Raw genomic sequence first — 25,186 nt, forward strand, 5'->3', positions numbered from 1 at the left:
GCAAATTCCAAAATTGTACACCTAACCTTTATAATTCTCTTTTTCAAATTGGAATTTGGAATTTGAGATTTGGAATTTTTAAAATTGGAGTTTTAAATTATTTATCTTAGCAAAAAAAATTACATTATGAGCAATAATATTATCTTAACCCACCAAGAAATCGAACATAAAATAAAACGTATCGCTTACCAAATTTACGAGACTTTTGTAGACGAAGAAGAAGTTATTATTGCAGGAATTGCTTCTAACGGATTTGTTTTTGCCGAAAAAGTTGCTTCAGCACTTAGCAGCATTTCTACCTTAAAGGTTTCGATCTGCGAAGTCAAAATAAACAAACAAAATCCGCAAGAAGCGATACAAACTTCATTAAGCCCTGAAGAATACAAAAACAAAGGATTAGTTCTAGTTGACGATGTTTTGAACTCAGGAACTACATTAATCTATGCTGTTCGTCATTTCTTAGACGTTCCGCTTAAGAAATTCAAAACAGCAGTACTTGTTGACCGAAATCATAAAAAATATCCAGTAAAAGCAGATTTCAAAGGAATTTCGCTTTCAACTTCTTTATTAGAACATGTTCAAGTTGTTTTCAATTCTGAAAATGGCGATTACGCTTCTTTAAGCTAATATTTCTAAAATATCCTGAACCGTTTCTTCGACAGATTTATCATCAACTGAAACCTTATGTTTCGCTTGATTGTAATAAAAACTTCTGTCGAATAAATGTTTCGCGATAAACTCTTTCATTTCTTCCTCATTCATATTTGCAATCAAAGGGCGTTTGCTTTTATTATGCACCAATCTATTATATAAGGTATCAATAGATGCTTTTAAATATATAGACACAACATCATCTTCTTTTAATAATTCATGATTATTAGCATAACATGGAGTACCTCCGCCAAGACCGATAATATTATTTTCTGAAGATTGCAGCAATTCAACGAACATTTCGTGTTCTAATTTTCGAAAATACACTTCTCCATGCTTCTCAAAAATCTCATTTATGGATAAATTTGCTCTTTCTTCGATACATTTATCTAAATCTAAGAACGGAATATTTGTAATTTTTGACAAATTTTGGGCAATCGTAGACTTTCCGCAGCCCATATAACCTAACAACACAATTTTTTTCATATTAATAAAACCTTATAAACTAAGCATTTGGAAACTTTTCCAAAAAAAAGACAAATTTATGATAAAATAGCTTGGAAACTTCAAAAAAAACTCCTTATATTTGCACCCGCATTCAAGAAATTAAATGACTCGATAGCTCAGTCGGTAGAGCACATCACTTTTAATGATGGGGTCCTGGGTTCGAGCCCCAGTCGGGTCACAAATTTTGTGATTAACAAATTAAATTTCTTGAAAGCAATGACTCGATAGCTCAGTCGGTAGAGCACATCACTTTTAATGATGGGGTCCTGGGTTCGAGCCCCAGTCGGGTCACAAAAGGTCGGGTAATTTATTTTACTCGACCTTTTTTCTTTTAAGGCCATGTGGAGAAACGGTAGACTCGCCATCTTGAGGGGGTGGTGCTCGCAAGGGCGTGAGGGTTCAAATCCCTCCATGGTCACTATAGAATTTAAAAAGCCCGAGAACGTATATTCTCAGGCTTTTTTTTTATGCTCCACAAATCATTTCTGTTTTTTTTTATATAAAAAGCATCTTAATAGATTATTTCTCTATAATACACATCTGGACTTTCTTTTCTATTACTTTTTTTGACGATCCAGTTACCAGACTTATCTCTTTTATATGAATAATTCTGTTTATCTTCATTCCACACATTAGATTTACTTGTCGTGAATTTTTCTACAGCCGTATTCTTTAAGCTATCTACATCATATTGCTTATTAAAATATTCTTTTCTCCATGTAGTTTTTGTATTATCGCTATTATATTTATAGACTTCCAATCTACGATTTTCATTGATGGCTACTGTTCTATCTTTTTGAATTTCTTTCCAAGTACTATTCGTTACTTTTTTTACAATATTCCCCATTTCATCATATTTGTTAAGACAGCCAAAATAAACCGTATCAGATTTAATTTTTCTTAACTCATCAATTAACTTATTATCAATTTTATCTTTAAAATAAATAAACTTTTGCACAAATTTTTCTCCAAGAAAGTTTTCGCTTGCATTTAACACCAATTGATCAGCACGAAATTTGTAAACATGACCATTGGCATCTACTTTAATAGAATCGTTTCCAATAATTTGATAACAAGTTTGATTAATGCCTTTTGGATTACCCCGCAAAGTATCATCTTGAAAAACTAACATTTTAGGCTTGTCATAAACTTTCCCTACGATTAATGAATCTAAAGAATTATCAAATTTTTCTAGCGCAACATATATTTCTTCTTTTGAGTTTTGACAACTAGCCAAAGTCACCACAAAAAGTAAGGGGATTAAGAATCTATTCATTCGATTTTTTACTATTAAAAATTTACTTTATACAAAACCTTCTATTTTCTTCTATTTAAAAAAAGGCAATTTACACAGCTAATATAAAACTATTTTTGAGCTATAATAATGCCCTTCTCTTTAAAGTATACTCAATCTTTCTAGAAGGATTCTTTTTCGTTATCGAATTCATTAAAAAAGACAAAAACATATTTCACTACAAAACAAACACTTACAGCTATAATTAAAATTTATTGAAAAATTCATTAAAAAAAGGCTTGTCAACCTAAAATAAGTCCTTATATTTGCACCCTCATTGAAGAAATGAAGACTCGATAGCTCAGTCGGTAGAGCACATCACTTTTAATGATGGGGTCCTGGGTTCGAGCCCCAGTCGGGTCACAAAAGGTCAAGTAATTTTTTTACTTGGCCTTTTTTGTTTTAGAGTTGTTGCTTTTTAGAATTAGCATCTATATGCACAATTAACAACAAAATAAACTACATTAGCTTAATGTACTAATTAAGCATTTATGAAAACCAAAGCTTTATTACTCCTCATTTTCTGCATTCTGTTTTTCTCTTGTCAAGAAAAAACAAAAAGCATCGAAAAAAAGGCGACTAACATCATTATTGATAAAAACAATTCTCAAATCAATAAAAAAAGGATCGCACCAGAAAGAGATACAATAACTATCGAATACCTTAACAAACACAATCCGTACGATTTTGAATCCCAATTAAGCAATGGATATCATTTAGAATTTAAATATTTTCAAGAAGACAAAAACAGTCCAATTGAAATGTGCTTAAACCTAAAAAAAGGGACAAAAACCATTGATACATTAAATATTATGGGATATGGCGCTCCTCATAAAAATTTAGGATACATTGGCGCAGACTACAACGAATATTTTGCTTTTGTAAATTCATTTGGAAGTGGAAATCCACACGATTTTAAACTTATTGAAAAACGAAATGGCATAGTAATAAAATCAGGATTTATTGTAGATAGTTTTAAAAACCCAGAACTTCTTTTATACGCAAAAGGTTACGATTCTTTGATGCTCTACGATCTTAAGAAGAAGAAAGATTATTTTTTAGAAGATCTAAACCAATCAAAAATAATTGATTGCATGGTAAGCGAACTAAATCAAGTTGTGAAAATAAAAAAAGCCACTGCAAAATATATTTTTATAGAAATTGAAAATCATGAAAATAAAATAATCACAAAAAAATACGCTCGCTAGAAATAAACATTAAAGTTAAAACTTCGTATTAAATTTCACCAACTTTTATTAGAAAATAAAATCACTTACAAAATAAAAACTTTCTTAAATTCGTTGACAAATAATTAAATCACTAATCCCAAATTAGTATTATGAAAAACCTACTATTAGCATCATTAATGATGATGACTTGCTCTATCTGGGCACAATCTGCAACCGGCTATTTCGACAAAGCCATGAAAAAGGCTGAAGCTGGAAACACCAAAGGCGCCATCGCCGATTACACGAAAGCCATTAGTATGAATTCTAAATTTGTCGAAGCGTATCAGAACCGAGGCGTTGCAAAATTTAAATTGAACGACCTGAAAGGCGCTCAAGCAGATTTTAGCAAAACAATCGAATTGGACAATATGAACGCCGATGCTTTTACCGGCAGAGCCAATGTTAACTACAAATTGCAAAACTACCAAGGAACAATTGACGATTGCACTTCTTCCTTAGGATTAAATCCGAAAGATTATATTGCTTACAATTTAAGAGGTTTGGCCTACAACAAAATCGGCGACAAAAAGAATTCTTGCAAAGATTTTACAAAGGCAATTGAACTAGGAAGTCAAAGCGCTGCAAAAAACAAAGCTACTTTCTGCAAATAATAAAAAACTAAAAAAAGAAGAACAGTCTGTCAAAATTTTAATTTGGCGGACTGTTTCGTTTTTATCAAAGTAATATATTTCTTAAGAAAAATATACCTGATTTTAGGTAAAAAATATATTCTGAATACGTAAACCTCTAATTCTCTATCTTTTTAATGTAGTTTTAAGGTCGAATCTAAGATTTTATTTTACATTTGTTGACCTAATTGTGAAAAATGATAAACAATATTAAAACTGTTTTCAGCATTAAAGATCTTGAGAACTTATCTGGAATAAAAGCGCATACCATACGCATCTGGGAAAAGAGATACAATATCCTTGAACCCATGCGAACCGATACTAATATTAGATTTTACAATCTCCAAAATTTGCAGAAACTTTTAAATATAACGTTACTGCACGAATACGGCTATAAGATTTCTAAAATTGCAACCTATCCTGAAGAAAGGATTCCACAATTGGTACGTGAAATAATTTCGAAGAAAAACTCTCAAAACTACGCCATTACTTCTTTTAAAATGGCGATGATGAATTTTGACCAAGAATTATTCTTCAACACATTTGATTGGCTTATTACAGAGAAAACATTTAAAGAAGTTTTTAAAGAACATTTTTTACCTCTTTTAAAAGAGTTGGGATTATTATGGCAATCTGAAACAATCACTCCTGCAAATGAACATTTCATGAGTCATTTGATCAAGCAGAAAATATTGATTTACACCGAAAGTCTTCAAATTAGAAAACCAATCAAAACCGACCGAATTTTTGTTTTATCACTTCCGTTAAATGAAATTCACCAAATCGGATTGTTATACCTGCAATACGAAATTTTGGATAAAGGCTACAAAACCATTTATCTAGGCGAAAGCATGCCAATCGAAAATTTGCAGGATTTAACCAAACATTTTGAAAACATTACGTTCATTTCTTTCATGACCGTTCAACCTGACAGAAGCGTAATTAATCAATACGTAAAATCCATGGGACAGAAATTATTGCAAAAAAACAACGAGATCTGGCTGATGGGAAAAATGGTTGAATACATAGACGAGAAAGTCTTAACAGACAGAATAAGAATTTTCGATTCGATGGAAGAAACTATTAACATGCTTTAATTTATTTTTGTTTAAGTTTTTCTTATATTTGTTAAACAAATGAGAAAAACTATCCAAATAATAGGCTCAGGCTTCTCTTCTTTGGCGGCCGCATGTTACCTTGCTCAACAAGGAAACAATGTTACTATTTACGAAAAGAACAGTGCAATTGGCGGTCGTGCCAGACAATTCAAAGAAGATGGCTTTACTTTTGACATGGGACCAAGCTGGTACTGGATGCCAGATGTTTTTGAACGCTTTTTTCAAGATTTCAACAAAAAACCTTCTGATTATTACGAACTGATAAAATTAAATCCAGCCTACCGAGTTTATTTCGGCATAGATGATTTTATCAGTATTTACGATAATCTGGAAGAAATAAAATATACTTTTGAAACTATCGAAAAAGGAAGCGGTCAACAACTGCAAAACTTTATTGATCAAGCCAAAAGCAATTATGATATTGCCATTAAAGATTTAGTATATCGTCCAGGAGTTTCTCCACTAGAATTAATTACAAAAGAAACTGCCTTAAAACTCAATCAATTTTTTAAGAATGTAAGTACCGATATCAGGACGAATTTCAAGAATGAAAGATTAATTCAGATTCTCGAATTTCCGGTTTTGTTTCTCGGAGCAAAACCGAGTAAAACGCCTTCGTTTTACAATTTCATGAATTACGCCGATTTCGGTTTGGGAACTTGGCATCCTAAAACCGGAATGTTTGATGTCATTCGAGGAATCGAAAAATTGGCATTAGAACTTGGCGTTACTATAAAAACCAACTCACCAATCGATAAAATAATTGTCGAAAATAAAACAGCAAAAGGAATTGTCATTAATGGCGAAATTTTAAAAGCTGACGTTGTTTTAAGCGGTGCTGATTATCATCATTCTGAAACTTTACTCGAAAAAGAACACCGAATGTATTCTGAGAAATATTGGGATAGTAGAGTTTTTGCCCCTTCTTCTCTCCTATTTTTTGTGGGTTTCAATAAAAAAATAGAAAACATTTCGCATCACGCTTTATTTTTTGATGTCGATTTCAATCAGCATGCTGCCGATATCTATGACAATCCAAAATGGCCAAATGCTCCGTTATTTTATGCCAATTTCCCATCTAAAACAGATGCGACCGCAGCGCCTGACGGAATGGAATCTGGATTTTTCTTGATTCCGCTTGCACCTGGAATTGAAGATAACGAAACTTTACGAGAAGAATATTTCCAAAAGATAATTGCTCGTTTTGAGCAACTTACGCAACAAAAAATAAAAAATAGCATTATCTTTAAGAAATCATTCTGCAAAAATGACTTTGTAGCCGATTATAACGCTTACAAAGGAAATGCTTACGGAATGGCCAATACCCTATTGCAAACGGCTTTTTTAAGACCAAAATTAAAAAGCAAAAAAGTCAAGAATCTATATTTTACAGGACAATTAACTGTTCCTGGTCCAGGTGTTCCGCCTGCTTTAATTTCAGGAAAACTCGCAGCTGAATTAATTCAAAAATCTTTTAGATCTTAAAAAATGAAATCACTATTCGACGCCGTTTCTTTCAAATGCAGCAAACTGGTAACCAAAAATTACAGTACTTCATTTTCGCTTGCCGTAAAAATGCTTTCACCAAGTATTCGCGATGCTATTTACAGCATTTACGGATTTGTTCGTTTTGCTGACGAAATTGTAGATTCTTTTCATGATTATGAAAAAGAATATTTAATTGAAGATTTCGAAAAAGAATATTACAAAGCAATGCAATTGGGCATTAGCTTAAATCCGATATTGAATTCGTTTCAGCAAACCGTAAAAGAATACAATATTACAGACGACTTGGTCCAAGCATTTTTAAAAAGTATGAAAATGGATTTGATAAAATCCAATTATCAAACACAATCTGAATACATTGACTACATATATGGTTCTGCCGATGTTGTAGGTTTAATGTGTTTGAAAGTTTTTGTTTCTGGAAAAGAGCACAAATACGAACAATTGAAAAATGAAGCCATGCGTCTGGGGTCTGCTTTTCAGAAAGTAAATTTCTTGAGAGATTTAAAAGATGATAATACAATTCTGAATCGAACTTATTTTCCAGGTGTAAATCTGAATAATTTCAACGAAGATTCAAAAAACCAAATCATTAAAGAAATTGAAGAAGATTTTAGAATTGCTTACCAAGGAATTGTAAAACTGCCAATCGAAGCTAAATTTGGGGTTTATACCGCCTATATTTACTATAAAAAATTACTTCAAAAGCTAAAAAACACGCCATATTATGAAATTGGAAATTCCAGAATTCGAGTTTCTAATTATACAAAAGCGGGACTTTTAGCGCAGTCTTTTGTGACATATAAATTGAAGTTAGTATAAGTTTGTCATTCTGAGGAACGAAGAATGACAAAACAAAAATCATTTGAGTCAAACTTTTATAATTTAAAGCTAAACTCAAAACCAATAAAACGATAATTTTAAAACCTCAACATTTATAAATGATTTCCTTTTTGATCTTTTTAGGCGTTTTTCTGTTTATGGAATGTGTGACGTGGTTAACACACAAATACGTGATGCATGGATTTATGTGGTATTTTCATGCCGATCACCATCAGCCAAAATACGAAAACACCTTTGAGCGCAACGATATTTTCTTCGTCATTTTTGCCACTCCAAGTATAATTTTATTCTATTTTGGCGTTCATGGCGGATTCAACTATTTGTTTTTCATTGCTTGCGGCATCACACTTTATGGCGTTTGCTACTTTTTAATTCACGATGTCTTGATACATCAGCGTTTTAAATGGTTTAAAAATACCAAAAACAAATACCTCATCGGACTTAGAAAAGCCCATAAAATTCATCACAAACACCTCAACAAAGAAAAAGGAGAATGTTTCGGAATGTTGTTCGTACCCTTTAAATATTATAAAATGTAAAATATTTTGGGCGTTTTCCACTGCGGCGGATCGGATGTCTCAAGAAACATTTGTGATTATGAAATTATATAAGATAGTTACCGTACAAAATATCAATGCAAGCGTAGAAGATTGCTGGGATTTTTTCTCGAGTCCGAAAAATCTGCAAACCATTACACTAGACAATATGAATTTCCAAATTCAAGATTACGACGGCAAACGCATGTATCACGGACAAATAATTACCTACACTTTAAAACCGCTTTTCGGAATCAAAGTCTCTTGGGTTACCGAAATCACAGCTTGCCAAGAAAACGAGTATTTTGTGGACATTCAACAATCTGGACCTTATAAATTGTGGCATCACAAGCATTTTTTTGAGCCAACACCAGATGGCGGAACCAAAATGACCGACATTGTTCATTATGCTTTACCTTTCGGAATACTCGGAAGAATCATAAATCGTTTAATCGTAAAAAACAAACTGAAAAGTATTTTCGATTACCGATATAACAAAATCGAAGAATTATTTAATTCGAAAAAGTAAGCCACAGATTTCACAGATTAACACAGATTAGCAATTCTTTATAATTCTATAATTGTGGCAAAAAACATAAAATTTAAACACATAGAAAAATAGTCCCGAAGCGTCGCGGTAGATTGAGAAGAAAGGCGTTTCAATCACATAAATACATATAGCTATGTGCTAGAAACGAGTTTCTTTCTTTTTCCTTATTTAATCAAAAGAAAATCTTGGTACTATGTGTTTAACAAAACAGTCCAGAGAATAAAAAAATCATTTGAAATCCATTAATCTGGCAAAAAAACCAACAACAATGACAAAACAAAAAGTTACTTTATTCTGGTTTAGACGCGATTTGCGTCTAGAAGACAATACAGGATTATTTCACGCCTTACAATCTGATTTTCCTGTAATTCCTTTATTCATTTTTGACGATGATATTTTAGAACATCTTCCAAAAAACGATGCCAGAGTAACTTTTATTTACGATTCATTAGAAAAAATAAACTCAGAATTAAACAAACTAGATTCTTCCATTTTAATCAAAAAAGGAAAAACAAAAGACGTTTGGAAATCTCTTATCGAAGAATTTGACATTCAAAGCGTTTTCTTCAATAAAGATTATGAACCTTTTGCCATTAAACGTGATATTGCAATTTCATCATTATTAAAAGAGAATAACATCGAATCTTTCTCTTTTAAAGACCATGTAATTTTCGAAGAAAAGGAAATCACAAAAGCAGACGGACTTCCGTACACGGTTTACACACCTTACAAAAACAAATGGTTGGAGAAATATCATCTTTCAGGATCAGCTCCAGAATACGATTCGACGCCATTTCAATCTAATTTCGCGAAAAATAAATTCAAATTTCCAGATTTAACCGAAATAGGTTTTGAAAGAAGCGCCATAAAAGTCCTTCCGCATAATTTAACACAAATTACAAACTATAAAGAAACCAGAGATTTTCCAGCTTTAGACAGCACATCATATCTTTCTCCCCATTTACGTTTCGGAACGGTAAGCATCCGAAAATTGGTAAATTGGGCAAATAGAAAAAATCAGACGTTTTTAAGCGAATTAATCTGGAGAGAATTCTTTATTCAAATTCTATTCAGTTTTCCGAATTGTGTGAATCATAATTTCAAGTCTAATTATGATGGAATTCAATGGCGAAATAACGAAGATGATTTCAAACGCTGGTGTTCTGGAACAACAGGATATCCGATGGTCGATGCAGGAATGCGTCAGTTAAACGAAACTGGATACATGCACAATCGCGTGCGTATGGTTGTCGCGAGTTTTCTTTGCAAACATTTACTAATCAACTGGCAATGGGGCGAAGCGTATTTCGCAGAAAAACTATTAGATTTTGAATTGGCGTCCAACGTAGGAAACTGGCAATGGGCAGCAGGAACAGGTTGTGACGCTGCGCCTTATTTCAGAGTTTTCAATCCCGAAATTCAACAAAAGAAATTTGACGAAAAAGGAGAATACATCCGCAAATGGATTCCTGAATTTGATTTTGGTTATAGTGAGCCAATGGTAGATCATGCTTTTGCAAGAGATCGGGCGATTGCGACTTATAAAAAGGGAATTGTTAAATGAAATTCCAAATTTTTAAATTCCAAATTCCAATTACGCGCAATATTGTCATTGCGAGGAACGAAGGATCACACACGGAACTCTACAAAGATTGGCAATTCACTTAGCGGAGCTTCTTGTGTGATCCTTCGTTCCTCAGGAGGGCAAACGTTGTGGCTACTTTGTGGTGAAACTTGAAACTTGAAACAATCTAAAAAATCCCAAATCCCAATTATACTTCAATTGGAATTTGGAATTTTCAACATTGTAATTTTGACCTTTTTATTGGAATTTGGAATTTAAAAATTTGGAATTTTCTACAACTAGTATTTCAAATAATTATCCACCACAATTTTAGCTTTCAAATCAAACATTAAATTGTACAAACCGAAGAAAGTACGGTTCATGTAAATAAAGTGCTTAGAACCACGATTTCCGTTCATTTTTTTAAGATTTGTATCTTCTGAGAAACGTTTTCCTAATTCGGCAATTGCGTTGAAGAATTTTTCATCGGCAAAATCGAAAGTTTCGTTTTGGAAAGGTTTCGTAAAAAGTGACAATAAATCATGAAACATTTCGGTGAAATATTCAATTTCTGCCGGAGTATCATCTTTACGAAGAATCTCTAATTCGAATAATTTTTCGTTAAAAAGCTTTTCGTCAGTAATTACATTTTTATTGATCAATTCGAAATAAGGCGTATAAAAATCTTCTGGAATTTGTTTCATACAACCAAAATCTAAAGCAATCAATTGATTTTGATCGTCAACCAGAAAATTTCCCGGATGCGGATCTGCGTGTACTTTTCTTAAAACATGAATTTGATACATATAGAAATCCCAAAGCGCTTGGCCTAATTGATCACCAACTGCTTGATCAGTATTTTTAGCAGTGAATTCTGAAAGGTGAATTCCCGTCATCCAATCCATCGTAATGATTTTTTCTGATGAAAACTCTGGATAGTAATTCGGGAAATTGATGTTTTCGATTTTGCTGCAAGCATCAACGACTTCTTGGCTTTGTTTCAATTCTAACAAATAGTTTGTTTCTTCAATCAATTTGTCTTCAACTTCCTTGAAATATTTATCAGAATCTTTTCCTTGCAGATTAAACATGCGAATTGCAATGGGTTTTACCAAAGCCAAATCTGAAGAAATGCTATTGGCAACGCCAGGATACTGAATTTTAACGGCTAGTTTTTTATCGCCTTTTTTAGCCAAATGCACTTGACCAATACTCGCTGCATTAACAGAATTCGGATTGAAATCGTCGAAAATTTCATAAGGCGTTTTACCAAAATTGCTCTTGAAAGTTTTTAAAACCAAAGGAGCAGAAAGCGGCGGAACAGAAAATTGCGACAAAGAAAATTTCTCTACATAAGCTTGAGGCAAAAAATTCTTATCCATACTCAGCATTTGAGCTACTTTAAGAGCACTTCCTTTTAAGCTTTTAAGTCCGTCATAAATATCTTCTGCATTATTCTCGTTTAGTTTATCGCGGGTTAAATCGGGATTCACTATTTTCTCAGCATAATGCTTTACGTAGTTTACACCGATTTTAGCACCAGTCTGAACCAATTTTCCCGCTCTTTCTATTTTTGAAGTTGGAATATAGTCTATCGTTTTCATTGTCTGCTGTGTACTTTTTCTTTAAACAAAAATTTTCCGAAATCAATCAAATGATTCATCGGCGCTACATTCATTAACTCAAATGAAGCATTAACCGACTTTTCGATAAAAATATCGGTTTTCTCAAAAGCAGGAGACTCATCTTCCATCCAGAATTTAATTGTCATCATCAGCTGCAACCAAGACGATTCTTGAATGGCTTTTTCCTGAAACTTCTGAAATTTTTCTTGTTCTAGTCTATAATCATCCGTTAAGATTTCTGAAACATATTCTTTAAAACTATTTCGAAGCGTTGTTAACTGCACCAAATTCTTAATTGGATTTTTATCTATTTTAAGCGATTGCAAAACATAACTTCTATTGGCAGTTAGGATTTCGAAGAAAGTAAAATAAAAGCTCAGCATTTTATTCTTCATATCATATCCTTGATATTCTTCATTTTTGTGAAGAAGATTAACCGTGTTTTCAAAAAACAGTCGGAATATTTCTTTTTCTAAACCTTCTAATGTTCCAAAGAAAGCATAAAACTCAGCTTCAGTAAAATCATTTTCTTTGGCAAAATGATAAACCGATTTTGGTTTTTGTCCTTTTTCCAGAACCTCTTCCATATATTTTGAAACGATATCATCTTTGGTAATTACCTTTTTTTTAGTCGCCATTTTATTAAAATTTAGAATTTGCCATAAAGGTAAACATTGTTTAAGTACCTTTACTTATCCTTAAACACTACACACTGTTAAATATATTATAAACTATTATGGCTCAAAATGTTCTATTAACAGGCGGAACCGGTTTCATCGGAAAATATTTGACTGATATTCTGATCGAAGCAGGTTTTTCTGTATCTATTTTGAGTCGTTCTAATAGAGAAGATACTGCAAGAGTTAACTACTATAAGTGGGATCCAAAGAAGAACTACATTGATAAAAATGCGATACTAAATGCCGACTATATTATTCATCTTGCTGGTGAAGGAATTGTCGAGAAAAGATGGACTAAAAGACGCAAAAGAGCGATCGTAGAAAGCCGTGTGCATCCAGTTGAAATGATTCACTCTATTTTAGAAAAAAACAATAAAAAATTGGAAGGATTTGTTTCTGCCTCAGGAATAGGAATTTACGGCGCTATTACAAGCCATAAAATCTGTACAGAAAATACGCCTCCTGCTAATGATTTTTTAGGCACAACTTGTCAGAAATGGGAAAATGCTACAGATAAAATTGGTGCTTTAGGCATTCGCACAGTCAAAATTAGAACCGGAATTGTTTTGGGTAAAAATGAAGGTTTCTTAAAAAAAATGATCCCCACTTTTAAGTCAGGTTTTGGCGCGGTACTAGGTTCTGGCAAACAATACCTGCCTTGGATTCATATTGAAGATTTGTGTCAGATTTATTTAAAAAGCATTGAAGACACCAAACTCGAAGGTGCCTACAATGCTTGTGTAACTGACAATACAACAAATGCCCGATTTTCTAAAATTATGGCCAAACTATACGATTATAGTATCTGGCTGCCAAAAGTTCCACCTTTCGTTTTAAAGATTTTGCTGGGGCAAATGAGTATAGCGGTCTTAACAGGACAGCGTGTTTCTTCTGAGAAAATACAAAAAACGGGATTTGAATTTCAATTTACCGATTTAGAAAAAACGCTTATAAATTGCATCAAGTAACTTTTACTTTAACGTTAGCATTGCCTCATCGCTTCGTACCACACCAGTTAATTCTGTATTGGCGGTTTTGGCAATTTTACCCGCAATAGTAGTTGGAATATTAATATTAAAATCGGATACTGCAATTGGAAAGTCTGAAATAACTTGAATTCCTTCTGGAACTCTTTTAATTAAAGCGTTTACAATAATTTCCTTCGATTTTCCACGTAAATTAAGTTTGCCTTTTATCTGATATTGCTTTTCTACTTCGTTAATATCTTTCAAATCAAATTTTTCAATCTTTCCTTTAAACACAGCTTTAGGATAGCGATTGCTTTGCATGTAATTTTCATTGAAATGCTCTTGCATCAAATCTAATTTAAAACGAAAATCTTTGATAACAACAGTACAGATAAAAGTACTTGTTTTAGGCTCTAAAAGTATGGCAACTTGTCTATTTACGGCTCTCACTTCTTCAAACAAAGGAACAGACGCTTCAAAGTTTATTGTCCCCGTATTCGTAAAAAATTTGTCTTGGGCAATGACAGAAAAGGCGGTAAAAAGTAAAAATAATAAAGTAGTTGTTTTCATAATCGTCTGCATTTAAACAATTATGTCATTCGATTTATCCTGATTAAGAGAAAATAAAAAAATCAGATCTGATTAATCTTAAAAATCGAACGGCAATACTCAGTGAAAAAATTCTGTAACCCAATAATTACACTTAAAGTTACGAAATTTCTTAATGCGAAGTTCTCAGACTAATGCTAAAAAATTGTGAATATTTATTATTTGAAAAATGAGAATTGTAAAATGTAAAATGCACTAAAAAATTACATTTTTACTTCTGTACAAATCTCAATCAAGAACCCATTTAAATCTCTTGCATATGCAACGATCTGCCCCCAAGGTTTTTCTACAGGTTCTGAAACTATAACGGCACCAAAAGAAGTTGCTTTCTGAAGAACCTCTGGTACATTTTCTGCTATAAAACCAATTTCGATTGCAAAAGGCTTGTCTTCTAAACTGCTTTCGACAAAACCGTCAGGCAAGTTTTTTGCCGCTAATTTCTTTGAAGCGAACGAAAGCGTTGTTTCGCCAGTAATTAATTCGCCATAATCATTATCTGGCGAAACAAATTTTCTCGAAAAACCAAATGCATTCTCGTAGAATGAAATTGTTTCTTCGACATTCTCAACATATAATATTGTGTATCCAAACTTGACCATATCTTCTCCTATTTAATGTGTATTAAATAAATATAAGAAAATTTAGCTAATTTCTAAAAGAACATTATATTTTTCTAGGCTTGCCAAATCTTCTATAGAATTGATATTAGCTAATTTTTCATGTTCCGCCACCTCTTTTCGAACTTCAATATGTTTTATGGCTTTTCTAAAACGGCGTATTTCTTCTAAGTTAGATAAAATCAGTCCTGGAACCTGAACGCTTTTTCCTTCTTTATCTTTCGCAACCATTGTAAAATAAGATGAATTACAATGTTTGATTACTCCTGTCTGAATATTTTCTGCTTCTACACGAATTCCGACTACCATAGAACTTCTTCCAACGTAATTTACAGAAGCTTTCATGGTTACTAATTCTCCAACTTCAATTGGCTTAAGAAAGTTTACCGTATCTACAGAAGCAGTTACGCAATAGTTTCCGCTAAATTTTGATGCCGATGCAAAGGCGATTTGATCTAATAATTGTAAAATATATCCTCCGTGAATTTTCCCGCTAAAGTTGGTATGCGAAGGCAACATTAATTCTGATATACTAACTTTTGATGATGAAACGGGCTTAAAATCTGTACTCATGTTTTTGTTTTTGGTATTTTTTTGATTAGTTGTATTCTTTCTATTTTTCTAAACACATAGAAACATAGATTTTATTTTTCTTTAAAAGATATTAGAACGAAACTAGTTTCTAACACATAGTTCTGCGATTTTTTTTTTTTTGCCACTGATTAAAAGATTTTAAAGGATTTCAATCTGCAGCTTTTTTCAACTAAATCTATCCTCTTTCCTCTTTTCTCTTTTCTCTTTCCTCTTTCCTCTTTTCTCTTTCCTCTTTTCTCTTTCCTCTTTTCTCTTTTTACTCTAATTCAATAACTCATTTTCATCTGAACTCGCTGCTCTTGCAATAATATTTTCTGGGAGCGCTTTCTTGGCTTTTGCTCCCATTTTTTTCAATCTTTCTACGCTCGAAATTAAGTTTCCTTTTCCGTCCACCAATTTGTTCATGGCGTTTTCGTATTCTGTCTTGGTGTCTTTTATTTTATTTCCAATTCGGACTAAGTCAGAAACGAAACCTTCAAATTTATCATACAGCGCACCAGCTTGTCTGGCAATCTCTAAGGCATTTTCCTGTTGTTTTTGATTGGTCCACATGCTATCAATTGTTCTTAAGGTTGCCAAAAGCGTACTTGGCGTTACAATTACAATATTTCGATCAAATGCTTTTGTGTACAAAGAAGGATCTTCGTTTAACGCAATGGCAAAAGCCGGCTCCATCGGAATGAAAAGCAAGACAAAATCGGGACTTTCCATTTGATACAAGTCATGATAGTTTTTACTGCCTAATTGATCAACGTGTCTTTTTATAGAAATAACGTGTTCTTTTAGCAATTCAATTTTCAAAAGCTCTGATTCTTCATTGACCCATTTTTCATAAGCCGAAAGCGAAACTTTCGAATCGACAATCATTTTTTTCCCGTCAGGAAGATTAATGACAACATCAGGCAACACACGATTTCCTTCACTATTGGTAAAAGTTTGCTGTACTTCATATTCCCTTCCTTTTTCTAATCCCGATTTTTCTAAAACGCGTTCCAGAACCAATTCGCCCCAATTTCCTTGCATTTTATTGTCGCCTTTTAATGCTTTGGTTAGATTTAAGGTTTCTTTACTCATTTGCGCGTTCATTTCGCTCAAACCAATAATCTGCTGACGAAGCGCCGCATGATAGTCGATACTTTCTTTGTGAGTTTGTTCTACTTTTTGTTCAAACACCAAAATCTTATCCTGTAAAGGCGTCAGGATGTTTTTCATGTTTACGGTATTTTGTTCAGTGAACTTAGCCGATTTTTCTTCTAAGATTTTATTGGCAAGGTTTTCAAATTCTTTGGTAAATTTTTCCTGAAGCTCGTTGATTTCGCTTTTTTGTTCTTTATGGCGTTCCCATAAATTTTCAAAATCAACTTCTTTTTTAGAAAGCTGAATGGCCAGACTGTCTTTTTCTGTTCGAATGTTTTCTTTTTCCGAAATATTGAGTTGCAACTGTTTTTGAAAATTATTTTTTTCGTTTTCAAATTGTTCTTTCAGCATTTGCAACTGGCCATTTAAAGCATTTACTCTCTCCTCAGAAATGGCTTTTTCTGACTGAAATTTTGATGCAGAAAGCATTCTGCCTACGTATATGCCAATAAAAAGCGCGACAACAAAGCCTAATAAAAACGGTATATAATCAGACATATCTAAGTTTATTTTACGTAAAAGTACGCAATAATACGTAGAGCATAGTTTTTAAATTAGAAATTTCACTAATTCATTCTCAATTCAAACTAAACCAACATTTTATTTAAAAAAAAATTAAACCTCAACGCAACCTTTTTTTGAAACCCCTATCTACTAAAATATAAACCTATTAAAATAATTTATGAAAAAATTAATGCTTGGCTTATTTGTAGCCTTCGGATTCAGCGCCTGTTCTCTAAATGATGGAAATAACTATGTAGATTGCGGTTCTAATACAGTTGTAAATTTTACTGGTTTCCCTTTCTCTTGCAATTATAGCGAAAAGACTCTTCAAAATAATCCAGCAGCAATTGTTATTGGGTCTCAAGAATTAATGAATAAATATTTCACCAAACATGATAACAACTGTCCTGTTGCAAGCAATCCTGATATTGATTTTACAAAAGAGTATTTAGTTGGAATTTTTGCTGGTGCGAAACCAACAAGCGGTTACGATATTGTAATTAGCTCTATCGTTGAAAACAACTGCGAAATTGTTGTGAACTATTACGAAAAAGCTCCTGTAACAGGAGAGACAGTAACTCCTAGTCCAACATATCCTACTGATTTTGTTTTGATTCCGAAAACAACAAAAGGAATGATTTTCAACAAAACAACAGAAAGTGCAGACAATATTGTTATTGGAAGCTTCAATAACAAATGTTTAAGTTCAGACTGCCAGAAATTCTTCCAAATCAATGATTACAACACTTTAAAATTCTTAAATGTTGCCGCAAACCAATACGAATTTGGACAATACAGATATACGCCAACAATTAAAAGAGGAGAATATACTTTGTTATTAAAAAGCGTTCCTGCTGAGATTTTAGCCTTAAAAGGACAAACCAAAGTATACGGTACTCCTGATTCTGGAGATCAAGGCGGCGTTTATTTTGAATTGCGTCAAGGAGCAAGCTTAACTAAAGTTTATATCGACAACAATGATACAGAAGATCAGAATTCTGAAATAAAACTTTTCAAAAAAACGATTCAAGAAAAAATTACCAGCTTAAAATAATTCAATCATGAAGAAACTCTTTTTATCTTTTATTGTCTGTTTTCTTTTTACATCAATGATTTCTATTAATGCTTCTAAAGAAGAAGCCACAGGATCGTTAATAAACACTTGGATTTGGGAAAAATCTGTTGGAGGTTCTGATAACCCTTATGTAGCAACACCAAAAACAATCGGATTTACCAAGAAAATTATCTTTACTCAAGACGGAAGGGTTATTACATATAAAAACAATGTAGAGATAAGAAACAGCGCTTATCAGATAGAAAAAGGAAAGGGATTTTTGGACCAGTCAGAACATGATCTTATTACGTTCGAGGGCAAAACTTATGTAATAGAAAACCTTGACAATCAAAACCTAACCATTGTAAGCAATAGTCAAGATGGTGCTCGAACTATTTTCAAAAGATAGTTTTGTAAGCTATTTAAAACTATTTTTGCAAAATCAAATTTGAACCATTTCTTGAAAGACGAGTTAGAAAAATATATCAAACTGTGCATAAAAAATGACAGAGAGGGACAGCTGAAAATTTATCAGTTGTTCTCTCCTGTTTTATATGGTATCTGTTTGAAATATATGAAGAACGAAGATGACGCGAAAGATGTTTTTCAAGAAGCTTTTGTAATTGTGTTTCAGAAAATAAGCCAATACAAATTTGAAGGAAGTTTTGAAGGCTGGCTGAAACGGATTTTTATAAACAAACTCATTGAGGCTTTAAACAAAAAGAAAAAAGAAAGTTTCTTTTTAGACGTTTTTGATCCTGACACCGATTTTATAGAAGAAGAGGAATTAGAAGTGATTCCGATAGAACAGGAAAAACTGCTGGAGTACATTCGAGATTTACCAGATCAATATCGGACGGTTTTTAACTTGTATGTATTTGAAAAAATGAAACACAGAGAAATCGCCGAACTCTTACAGATCTCCGAAGGGACTTCAAAATCAAATCTAAATCGCGCCAAACATATATTACAAAAGCGAATTTTGAGCATAAAAAATTTTAAAACAGCATGAAGAAGCACAAAATAGAAGATATTTTTTCATCAATGGAAGACCTTTCGAGTGTTCCGCCTCCAGAATTATGGAGTCAGATTGAAGAAAAATTAGACAAACCAAAAAAGAAGAAGAGAGTTGTTCTTTGGTGGTCGGCTGCTGCATGCTTATTATTAGGGTTGCTTCTGCCTTCAATATTACATTTTACTGGTTCATCTGAAAATAGAAATCTTAACAATGGCGGTTTAGAAAACAGCACTAATAGCGTAGTTCTTGACAAAAAAACAAATGATCCTTCTAACAGCAAAAATTTAGATCAAAATAAAACTAATAGCAAAATAGCTGATTCTTTAAACGAAAATTCGAACACAAAAAATCAGTTTAATACGCAATCGGGAATTCAAGTTCCAGAAACTTCTGTAGCAGAGGCAAATTCTAAAAACAAAAACAATAAAAAGGATTCTAGATACAATATAACAAATCCGGCTAATACTCCGAATCAATCTGTTGCGTTCCAGAATTATGGTTCATCAAAAGATAAGTCTGTTGCAAAATCTTACAATTCTTCTGCTAAATCTATTTTAGAAAATACGAATTCGAAAACTTCAAATAAAGGAATTTCTGAAGAAAAAATTGCATTTGGAAATCAAAGCAAATTTAATTCGACAGCTAAAAAACAACTTTCAAATTCTATTTTTGACGAACAACTGGCAACTAAAAACAACCAAAATCTTGCTTTCAATAGCCAAAGGTCTTCAACAAATAATAGTTCTTCATTAAATCACGATAGCTATAAATCTAGTGTTGCTGTTTCAGTAAATAATGAAAACAAACGCACCGATAAAGCAGTTATCATAAAAGATGATTTAAAGCTTACTAAAAGTTTGAGCAAAGTAGATTCAATGCAGTTGGCGGAACTTCAGAATCTAGAAAAAGGAATTTTATCTCCAGAAAAGAAAAAAGAAGAAAAAGAGAAAAAAGACAATCTGATCGACAAAAAAGAACGTTGGGCGGTTGCCGTTTTTGCAGGTGTAGCAAGTTCTGAAAATACCAAAAACGAAAAAACGCTGGGCAATGTAAACGATTCTAAACAATCTAATTCTTATGGTGTAAAAACAAAATACAGCATTAACAAAAAATGGGCTGTAGGTTCTGGTTTAAAAATTAATGAATTGGGACAAAGTGTTGCCAATGTATCTTACGTAAGCGCAAAAAGCAATGCGTTTTTTAATCCTGGCAATTCTTTTGCCGATAGTCCCGTTGCTACAACAAATTCATCAAGTCAGGAATACCTTTTAATTTCAAACAGCACAAAAGAAGCAATGAAAAATGAAAACGTACAAACGGGTAAACTGGATCAAAATTTACGATATGTTGAGGTGCCGCTTGAGGTTTCTTATGCTGTTTTTAATAAAAATAAGGCTAGCATTAATTTAAATACGGGAGGTTTTGTAGGAAAGCTGATTTCCAACAATGTGAATTTGGACGGACATTCTATTGGAGAAAACATGAATGCCAACGATTACGTTTATGGTTCTACTTTGAGCAGTACGGTTCAGTACCGCGTATATAAAAAAACTAATGTTTTTGTTGAGCCTGCTATGAATTATTATATCAATCCATTGAATAGCCAATCTTTTAATCAATTCCAATGGGGATTAAATTTTGGCCTAAATGTTTCTTTCTAAATTGGATTTACCGTAATTTTCAAGAATACTTGAGAATTGATTTTTATGGATTTTACTACTGCGTCGGCTGATTTATCATTAAGCAAAGAAATGATCTATGATAAGGCTGAAATGCTTCTGACCTCTTTACAAAAAGAAAGCGAAAGTGAAGAATATAGCGCTTATCGTTTTTTGCTAAACAGTAAACACATTTGTTATCGAGAAGCCAAAATAACTCCAACCAAAACGGGACAGTTTGTTACTTTATGGAAACGAAATCAGACGGGAAGCATTGCACCTTTTGATTATTCTGACACTATTAATCTTGTGATTGTTTCTGTTCGAAAAGATCAAAATTGGGGACACTTTATTTTTCCAAAGAAAATCTTATTGGAGAAAGGTATTTTTTCTACCCAAAATAAAGAAGGAATCAGAGCGACAAGAGTATATCCGCCTTGGGATCAAACGACAAGCAAGCAAGCTCAGAAAACTCAGAAATGGCAATTGGATTATTTCTTTCTTTTTACCAATCCAGATCAAATTAATTTAAACGAAATCAGAAAAATATTGGCATAAAAAAAGGCAGTTTTAAATAACTACCTTTTTTACTTTTATAAAAAATCTATTTCTTGATGACTTTGTCTTTGAAAATGACTTTATTATTTTCTGTAACCGTATAAAAATATACTCCAGAAACAAAATTACCAACAGCGACAACTGCAGTACTAACTTCAGATTCATTTTTAACGTTAATTGGGTTTCCAATTGCACGACCACTAAAGTCATATAGTCTAATTTTCAAATCCCTTCCCTGCGTTGTTTTGATGTCGAAATTTAAAATATCTGTTGCAGGGTTTGGATATGCTTTTACAAAATACTGGTTCTTTCCAAAATCAGGAATAGAAAGCACGTCCTGTTTCAATTCGAAACGAGCAATAACTGGTCCGTGATCTGAAGTTGTAGTTGTATAATTTGCAATATCGTTTCTTGGATCATACACTGAGATTGAATTGGCAATATAATCATCATTCAATTCGCTTGAAATTAAAATATGGTCTAAAAACCCTCCTGAACTTAAGAAACTAAAAGCTCCAGCCTTGCTGATATCCAATGTTAAGGCATTATAATTAACGGTATCATCTACAAATTTCTTGTAAGACGAAGCTGTATTTGCGTTACCAACCCAAGCTTTTACATCATCATTAAAATCTCCCAAAAGAATTAAATTTGCGTCCGGATATTCTGCATCTAATGCATCTTTTAAATAATCAATATCATACTTTCGCTGATTGTATTTTGAAATATCAGTTCCGCTATTTGCACGTGCGTGAAGATCGATCAGGTTAATTTCTTTTTTAATTCCGCCAACATTAGCTTCAACCTGAACTAAATAAGGAAGACGTCCAGATGAGAAAAAACTATCATCATTCGCTTGTGGAGTATCTGTTCCTGGATAACCTGGCAATACTACAGTATTGGCGCGTACTTGATCATACAACTCTTTAAATAATACTTTTGTACTTTTTACACTAGTTGTTTGCGTATTGTAAATCACTACCAATTTTTGAGGTGGAAAATAGGGATCTAAAGCCTGAAATGAGTAGGACCAAGAAGTGGAGATTGTTTTGTCAAATGTTTTTCCGTTAATGCTAATTTTTTGAATTAAAGCATCTAATGCTGGCTCATCTGAAACTTCCTGTACTACATAAACGTCTGCATTTAATTTGTTCATTACTTTGGCGACGTTTTCTATTTGCAAAGCATCATTTGTTGGCCCAAATTCAACACCACTTTTATCTTTAACATCAGTTCCAAAAAACTCTAGGTTATAAGACACTACATCATAAGTATCTGCTTTTAATATAGAAGTTCCTGTAAATGATCCGATTTCTTTATTCAAAGACGTTCCTGTAATGGTTAATACACCAGAAATAGTCGGTTTTTTTTCTGTTGGAGCAAATCTCGCATAAATTGTTTTTCCTGCTAATGCATCGGCAGAAGAGACAATAATGCTTGATGCAAATGAAATATTATCTAATGATAATTCATAAGAAGCTGGAGCTGCAATTGTAATATCGCCGTAGCCTGCTGCATTAAAAACAAAAGACTGACTAGCAGAAACCGAGTTTGGACTTACATCCGCAAAATCTAAACGTGGGTTAGAATCTACAAATTTTGATTCATCGATAATAGCGAAATCATCAAAAGACCATTCCGCAGCATTATCCAGTCCACCAGAAGTTGTTTCGTAAACCCAAGCCAAATAAGTATGATCTGTTTTATACGCTGCTAAATTTATAAACTCAGATTTTGCATAACTTCCTGTAGTTTCTGGAAATTTACCATTTAATGGTGTCCATGTTGCGGTATTAGGATTGCTTACTCCGTCATAGTTTGTAGAAACTACTAATTTTAAAGATGGTCCATCATAATATTGACGAGAGTAGAAAGATAATAACGGAATTTGAGTAAAACCATCTAAACGTAATCGTGGAGAAATTAACCAATCTTTGCTAGCTCCTGCATCTGAATATCCGTTCATCAAAACCGCTCCGGTTCCAGAGTTAACATTGCGCGCTTGATTAGTGTAAGTCCACTGGTTTAGAGATCCTGCTTCATTGTATTGTTGCCATTTACTGTTTACAAAAACATTGGCATCGTCAAAATTTTGTACAAAAGGATTTACTCCAAAAGCAGTCAAGCTAACTGTTTTTGCCACACCTCCTGTTGTTTCATGAGCTATTGAACCCGTAAAACTTCCAACTGAAGTTGGTACGATTTTTACATAAACTGTAGGCGTTGCATTAGAAGCAAAATCAGCAGGAACAAATGATAAGGTTGATGAAAATGCAGCATTATCTTTTGAAATAGTAAAACCTCCTGCGGCAGTAACTATTACATTGGCAGTAAGATCGGAAGCTCCTATTTGGTAGCTTTTTATTAAGGGATCAAAATTTGGTTCAGTACCTCCCAAATTCAATACAGCAACAGATGGAGTTATAGCAGGAGGCATCACACTTAGTGTTGTCACATCTACTTTATTAACCGATGCCTGAACATTTCCAACAACATCTTCTGAGACAGAAAAAACAGAAAATGCTGTACTTAAAGGCAATCCTGTAAAACTTTTTACATATTCTTGATCGGAATTTGTCACGTCAAAAACTCCTGATTGTAAAGCTGCAGCTCCATTTGCGTCCTGTCCTGCCTTTATTTGTGCAACCGTTGGTTCTGCACTACCTGCTGGAAGCAAAACATAATATGTTTTTCCTATTTCATTTATTTTACTAACAAAATCAAAACTTAATCCTAAAATATTCGCTGCTTTCGGATAACCAGAACTATAAACTGGAGCAAGAATATCTTTGTCAATCGTAATATTATCTATTGCATAAGATTGGCGAGAACCTGAAGAACCTGAAGCTAATCTTGCAATCCATCTTATTTGAACCACTGCTTGGTTATCACAGTCACTTGGCAACGTAACACCAATTCTTTTAACAGCATTATCTAACGGGGTAGTAACTGCTGTAATTTGTGGTGTTGTACTATTATTAATATAAGCTGTAGAAGGCAAAGTGATAAAAGGTCCAGTAACTCCAACTCGATATTGTAAAGCCATTTCCTGAAGACGATAATTGGCTGTTCCATCATAAGGATTTCGTATAACCATAGCATCGTATTCAACTCTAACACCTGTCACACCAGTACTCGAGAATGCAAAACCAATTGCAAAATCTGCGCTAGTAGTATTTAGAAAACCTATCTTACCATCGAAGTTATGAATATTTCCACTAGTAGTATTTGCTGTACTGCTAGCTATTAAAGCTCTATCGCCAGACAATGCTGTACTATAAGTTGATGTGTTCTGACTTGAACTTACCAACCAACCTTGAAAACCAGCTGGATAAGTAGTAGAGTTTGCGGCCAATCCTGTAAATTTTTGATCGATAGGCAGTGCCTGCACCGCTGGCATTGTCTGGGCAAAAAGATCTCCAGAAAAGCAAGCAAAAAAACATAAAAGAGCCAAAAGATGGCGCGAAAAGTAATTGTTTTTCATACGTTAAAGAATAGAGTTTTTAGAGTTCAAATTTATAGTCTTTAAAGTTAAGCGAATATTACAAAATCATAAACTTAATACCTGCATATTTATCAATTTAATTCAATAAAGCTTAACATTAACTTAAAGATAATAAAATAAAATCAACAAAAAAGACTTAGTACAAAACATTATTCAAAACATACGATAGATCAAAAACCTTTAAAAACCTTGCATTTCCTACAAATCCAGTATATTTTTAAACAAAAAAAGC

The 25,186-nt window shown here is 33.0% G+C and carries 24 protein-coding genes and 4 tRNA genes; 19 read left to right on the forward strand and 9 right to left on the reverse strand.

Features of this window, described 5'->3' with window-relative positions:
- Positions 1–126 precede the first annotated feature (126 nt).
- Positions 127–627, forward strand: a complete 501-nt coding sequence (locus ABTV69_RS00270; RefSeq protein WP_433833214.1) for a phosphoribosyltransferase domain-containing protein — start codon at positions 127–129, stop codon at positions 625–627.
- Here ABTV69_RS00270 and ABTV69_RS00275 read toward each other — a convergent pair.
- Positions 619–1,137 carry a shikimate kinase gene (locus ABTV69_RS00275; protein WP_433833216.1) on the reverse strand — a complete coding sequence of 173 codons (519 nt, stop codon included), beginning with the start codon at positions 1,135–1,137 and terminating at the stop codon, positions 619–621. The genes ABTV69_RS00270 and ABTV69_RS00275 overlap by 9 nt on opposite strands.
- A gap of 126 nt (positions 1,138–1,263) precedes the next feature.
- Here ABTV69_RS00275 and ABTV69_RS00280 point away from each other — a divergent pair.
- The 3 genes from ABTV69_RS00280 (at position 1,264) to ABTV69_RS00290 (ending at position 1,576) form a co-directional block, all read left to right on the forward strand.
- Positions 1,264–1,336 (forward strand) — tRNA-Lys (locus ABTV69_RS00280).
- Between the two features lie 40 nt (positions 1,337–1,376).
- Positions 1,377–1,449: transfer RNA gene (locus ABTV69_RS00285), tRNA-Lys, on the forward strand.
- Between the two features lie 44 nt (positions 1,450–1,493).
- Positions 1,494–1,576 (forward strand) — tRNA-Leu (locus tag ABTV69_RS00290).
- A 93-nt stretch (positions 1,577–1,669) separates the two neighbouring features.
- Here ABTV69_RS00290 and ABTV69_RS00295 read toward each other — a convergent pair.
- Entirely contained in the window at positions 1,670–2,434 is a 765-nt protein-coding gene (locus tag ABTV69_RS00295; RefSeq protein ID WP_433833218.1) for a hypothetical protein, read from the reverse strand.
- Positions 2,435–2,742: 308 nt separating this feature from the next.
- Here ABTV69_RS00295 and ABTV69_RS00300 point away from each other — a divergent pair.
- The 9 genes from ABTV69_RS00300 (at position 2,743) to ABTV69_RS00340 (ending at position 10,427) form a co-directional block, all read left to right on the forward strand.
- A tRNA-Lys gene (locus ABTV69_RS00300) sits at positions 2,743–2,815 on the forward strand.
- Between the two features lie 128 nt (positions 2,816–2,943).
- Positions 2,944–3,660, forward strand: a complete 717-nt coding sequence (locus tag ABTV69_RS00305; RefSeq protein ID WP_433833220.1) for a hypothetical protein — start codon at positions 2,944–2,946, stop codon at positions 3,658–3,660.
- 131 nt (positions 3,661–3,791) lie between these two features.
- Positions 3,792–4,292, forward strand: a complete 501-nt coding sequence (locus ABTV69_RS00310; RefSeq protein ID WP_433833222.1) for a tetratricopeptide repeat protein — start codon at positions 3,792–3,794, stop codon at positions 4,290–4,292.
- A 215-nt stretch (positions 4,293–4,507) separates the two neighbouring features.
- Entirely contained in the window at positions 4,508–5,407 is a 900-nt protein-coding gene (locus ABTV69_RS00315) for a MerR family transcriptional regulator (protein WP_433833224.1), read from the forward strand.
- A gap of 39 nt (positions 5,408–5,446) precedes the next feature.
- Positions 5,447–6,913: a phytoene desaturase family protein gene (locus tag ABTV69_RS00320; RefSeq protein ID WP_433833226.1), complete on the forward strand. Its 1,467-nt coding sequence runs from the start codon at positions 5,447–5,449 to the stop codon at positions 6,911–6,913.
- Between the two features lie 3 nt (positions 6,914–6,916).
- Complete coding sequence (locus ABTV69_RS00325; protein WP_433833228.1) at positions 6,917–7,756, forward strand: phytoene/squalene synthase family protein; 840 nt, start codon at positions 6,917–6,919, stop codon at positions 7,754–7,756.
- 119 nt (positions 7,757–7,875) lie between these two features.
- Positions 7,876–8,316 (forward strand): sterol desaturase family protein, encoded by a 441-nt coding sequence (locus ABTV69_RS00330; protein WP_433833230.1) that lies wholly within the window; start codon positions 7,876–7,878, stop codon positions 8,314–8,316.
- A gap of 58 nt (positions 8,317–8,374) precedes the next feature.
- The gene (locus ABTV69_RS00335; protein WP_433833232.1) at positions 8,375–8,842 is read left to right on the forward strand and encodes an SRPBCC family protein; all 468 of its coding nucleotides are present in this window, start codon (positions 8,375–8,377) and stop codon (positions 8,840–8,842) included.
- A gap of 289 nt (positions 8,843–9,131) precedes the next feature.
- On the forward strand, positions 9,132–10,427 hold the full coding sequence (locus ABTV69_RS00340; RefSeq protein ID WP_433833234.1) for a cryptochrome/photolyase family protein: 1,296 nt from the start codon (positions 9,132–9,134) through the stop codon (positions 10,425–10,427).
- Positions 10,428–10,726: 299 nt separating this feature from the next.
- On the opposite strand, the gene ABTV69_RS00345 is transcribed toward ABTV69_RS00340, so the two are convergent.
- Together ABTV69_RS00345 and ABTV69_RS00350 are read right to left on the reverse strand one after the other, a co-directional pair.
- The gene (locus tag ABTV69_RS00345) at positions 10,727–12,031 is read right to left on the reverse strand and encodes an ABC1 kinase family protein (RefSeq protein ID WP_433833236.1); all 1,305 of its coding nucleotides are present in this window, start codon (positions 12,029–12,031) and stop codon (positions 10,727–10,729) included.
- Positions 12,028–12,690, reverse strand: a complete 663-nt coding sequence (locus ABTV69_RS00350) for a TetR family transcriptional regulator C-terminal domain-containing protein (protein WP_433833238.1) — start codon at positions 12,688–12,690, stop codon at positions 12,028–12,030. The genes ABTV69_RS00345 and ABTV69_RS00350 overlap by 4 nt, the downstream gene beginning before the upstream one ends.
- Before the next feature lie 98 nt (positions 12,691–12,788).
- Between ABTV69_RS00350 and ABTV69_RS00355 the strand changes: the two genes are divergently transcribed.
- Positions 12,789–13,700 (forward strand): TIGR01777 family oxidoreductase, encoded by a 912-nt coding sequence (locus ABTV69_RS00355; protein ID WP_433833240.1) that lies wholly within the window; start codon positions 12,789–12,791, stop codon positions 13,698–13,700.
- Between the two features lie 3 nt (positions 13,701–13,703).
- Here the strand turns inward: ABTV69_RS00355 and ABTV69_RS00360 are convergent, their stop codons facing one another.
- From ABTV69_RS00360 to rmuC, 4 genes are all read right to left on the reverse strand, one after another.
- Entirely contained in the window at positions 13,704–14,270 is a 567-nt protein-coding gene (locus ABTV69_RS00360) for a YceI family protein (RefSeq protein ID WP_433833242.1), read from the reverse strand.
- 242 nt (positions 14,271–14,512) lie between these two features.
- Positions 14,513–14,908 (reverse strand): VOC family protein, encoded by a 396-nt coding sequence (locus ABTV69_RS00365; RefSeq protein ID WP_433833244.1) that lies wholly within the window; start codon positions 14,906–14,908, stop codon positions 14,513–14,515.
- Between the two features lie 42 nt (positions 14,909–14,950).
- On the reverse strand, positions 14,951–15,499 hold the full coding sequence (locus ABTV69_RS00370; RefSeq protein WP_433833246.1) for an acyl-CoA thioesterase: 549 nt from the start codon (positions 15,497–15,499) through the stop codon (positions 14,951–14,953).
- Between the two features lie 282 nt (positions 15,500–15,781).
- A complete protein-coding gene (gene rmuC / locus ABTV69_RS00375) occupies positions 15,782–17,155 on the reverse strand; it encodes a DNA recombination protein RmuC (protein ID WP_433833248.1) in 1,374 nt (457 codons plus the stop codon).
- 184 nt (positions 17,156–17,339) lie between these two features.
- Between rmuC and ABTV69_RS00380 the strand changes: the two genes are divergently transcribed.
- From ABTV69_RS00380 to ABTV69_RS00400, 5 genes are all read left to right on the forward strand, one after another.
- Positions 17,340–18,215 (forward strand): protease complex subunit PrcB family protein, encoded by an 876-nt coding sequence (locus ABTV69_RS00380; protein ID WP_433833250.1) that lies wholly within the window; start codon positions 17,340–17,342, stop codon positions 18,213–18,215.
- 7 nt (positions 18,216–18,222) lie between these two features.
- On the forward strand, positions 18,223–18,624 hold the full coding sequence (locus tag ABTV69_RS00385) for a hypothetical protein (RefSeq protein ID WP_433833252.1): 402 nt from the start codon (positions 18,223–18,225) through the stop codon (positions 18,622–18,624).
- Between the two features lie 126 nt (positions 18,625–18,750).
- Positions 18,751–19,227 (forward strand): RNA polymerase sigma factor, encoded by a 477-nt coding sequence (locus ABTV69_RS00390; RefSeq protein WP_433836648.1) that lies wholly within the window; start codon positions 18,751–18,753, stop codon positions 19,225–19,227.
- Positions 19,224–20,894, forward strand: a complete 1,671-nt coding sequence (locus tag ABTV69_RS00395; RefSeq protein ID WP_433833254.1) for a hypothetical protein — start codon at positions 19,224–19,226, stop codon at positions 20,892–20,894. Before ABTV69_RS00390 ends, ABTV69_RS00395 begins: the two co-directional genes overlap by 4 nt.
- A gap of 45 nt (positions 20,895–20,939) precedes the next feature.
- Entirely contained in the window at positions 20,940–21,449 is a 510-nt protein-coding gene (locus ABTV69_RS00400; RefSeq protein ID WP_433833256.1) for a MepB family protein, read from the forward strand.
- Between the two features lie 46 nt (positions 21,450–21,495).
- Here the strand turns inward: ABTV69_RS00400 and ABTV69_RS00405 are convergent, their stop codons facing one another.
- On the reverse strand, positions 21,496–24,933 hold the full coding sequence (locus tag ABTV69_RS00405) for a choice-of-anchor J domain-containing protein (protein WP_433833258.1): 3,438 nt from the start codon (positions 24,931–24,933) through the stop codon (positions 21,496–21,498).
- Positions 24,934–25,186 lie beyond the last annotated feature (253 nt).

The sequence above is a fragment of the Flavobacterium anhuiense genome, assembly GCF_050990855.1.
GTDB classification, from domain to species: Bacteria; Bacteroidota; Bacteroidia; order Flavobacteriales; family Flavobacteriaceae; genus Flavobacterium; species Flavobacterium anhuiense_C.

What these genes read in the sequence shown, in the direction of transcription:
- ABTV69_RS00405 (WP_433833258.1), bottom strand. Translation starts at nt 24,933, where the DNA reads ATGAAAAACAATTACTTTTCGCGCCATCTTTTGGCTCTTTTATGTTTT.
- ABTV69_RS00360 (WP_433833242.1), bottom strand. Translation starts at nt 14,270, where the DNA reads ATGAAAACAACTACTTTATTATTTTTACTTTTTACCGCCTTTTCTGTC.
- ABTV69_RS00325 (WP_433833228.1), top strand. Translation starts at nt 6,917, where the DNA reads ATGAAATCACTATTCGACGCCGTTTCTTTCAAATGCAGCAAACTGGTA.
- ABTV69_RS00330 (WP_433833230.1), top strand. Translation starts at nt 7,876, where the DNA reads ATGATTTCCTTTTTGATCTTTTTAGGCGTTTTTCTGTTTATGGAATGT.
- ABTV69_RS00305 (WP_433833220.1), top strand. Translation starts at nt 2,944, where the DNA reads ATGAAAACCAAAGCTTTATTACTCCTCATTTTCTGCATTCTGTTTTTC.
- ABTV69_RS00335 (WP_433833232.1), top strand. Translation starts at nt 8,375, where the DNA reads ATGAAATTATATAAGATAGTTACCGTACAAAATATCAATGCAAGCGTA.
- ABTV69_RS00395 (WP_433833254.1), top strand. Translation starts at nt 19,224, where the DNA reads ATGAAGAAGCACAAAATAGAAGATATTTTTTCATCAATGGAAGACCTT.
- ABTV69_RS00340 (WP_433833234.1), top strand. Translation starts at nt 9,132, where the DNA reads ATGACAAAACAAAAAGTTACTTTATTCTGGTTTAGACGCGATTTGCGT.
- ABTV69_RS00365 (WP_433833244.1), bottom strand. Translation starts at nt 14,908, where the DNA reads ATGGTCAAGTTTGGATACACAATATTATATGTTGAGAATGTCGAAGAA.
- ABTV69_RS00310 (WP_433833222.1), top strand. Translation starts at nt 3,792, where the DNA reads ATGAAAAACCTACTATTAGCATCATTAATGATGATGACTTGCTCTATC.
- ABTV69_RS00345 (WP_433833236.1), bottom strand. Translation starts at nt 12,031, where the DNA reads ATGAAAACGATAGACTATATTCCAACTTCAAAAATAGAAAGAGCGGGA.
- ABTV69_RS00400 (WP_433833256.1), top strand. Translation starts at nt 20,940, where the DNA reads ATGGATTTTACTACTGCGTCGGCTGATTTATCATTAAGCAAAGAAATG.
- ABTV69_RS00385 (WP_433833252.1), top strand. Translation starts at nt 18,223, where the DNA reads ATGAAGAAACTCTTTTTATCTTTTATTGTCTGTTTTCTTTTTACATCA.
- ABTV69_RS00275 (WP_433833216.1), bottom strand. Translation starts at nt 1,137, where the DNA reads ATGAAAAAAATTGTGTTGTTAGGTTATATGGGCTGCGGAAAGTCTACG.
- rmuC (WP_433833248.1), bottom strand. Translation starts at nt 17,155, where the DNA reads ATGTCTGATTATATACCGTTTTTATTAGGCTTTGTTGTCGCGCTTTTT.
- ABTV69_RS00295 (WP_433833218.1), bottom strand. Translation starts at nt 2,434, where the DNA reads ATGAATAGATTCTTAATCCCCTTACTTTTTGTGGTGACTTTGGCTAGT.
- ABTV69_RS00320 (WP_433833226.1), top strand. Translation starts at nt 5,447, where the DNA reads ATGAGAAAAACTATCCAAATAATAGGCTCAGGCTTCTCTTCTTTGGCG.
- ABTV69_RS00315 (WP_433833224.1), top strand. Translation starts at nt 4,508, where the DNA reads ATGATAAACAATATTAAAACTGTTTTCAGCATTAAAGATCTTGAGAAC.
- ABTV69_RS00270 (WP_433833214.1), top strand. Translation starts at nt 127, where the DNA reads ATGAGCAATAATATTATCTTAACCCACCAAGAAATCGAACATAAAATA.
- ABTV69_RS00350 (WP_433833238.1), bottom strand. Translation starts at nt 12,690, where the DNA reads ATGGCGACTAAAAAAAAGGTAATTACCAAAGATGATATCGTTTCAAAA.
- ABTV69_RS00380 (WP_433833250.1), top strand. Translation starts at nt 17,340, where the DNA reads ATGAAAAAATTAATGCTTGGCTTATTTGTAGCCTTCGGATTCAGCGCC.
- ABTV69_RS00370 (WP_433833246.1), bottom strand. Translation starts at nt 15,499, where the DNA reads ATGAGTACAGATTTTAAGCCCGTTTCATCATCAAAAGTTAGTATATCA.
- ABTV69_RS00355 (WP_433833240.1), top strand. Translation starts at nt 12,789, where the DNA reads ATGGCTCAAAATGTTCTATTAACAGGCGGAACCGGTTTCATCGGAAAA.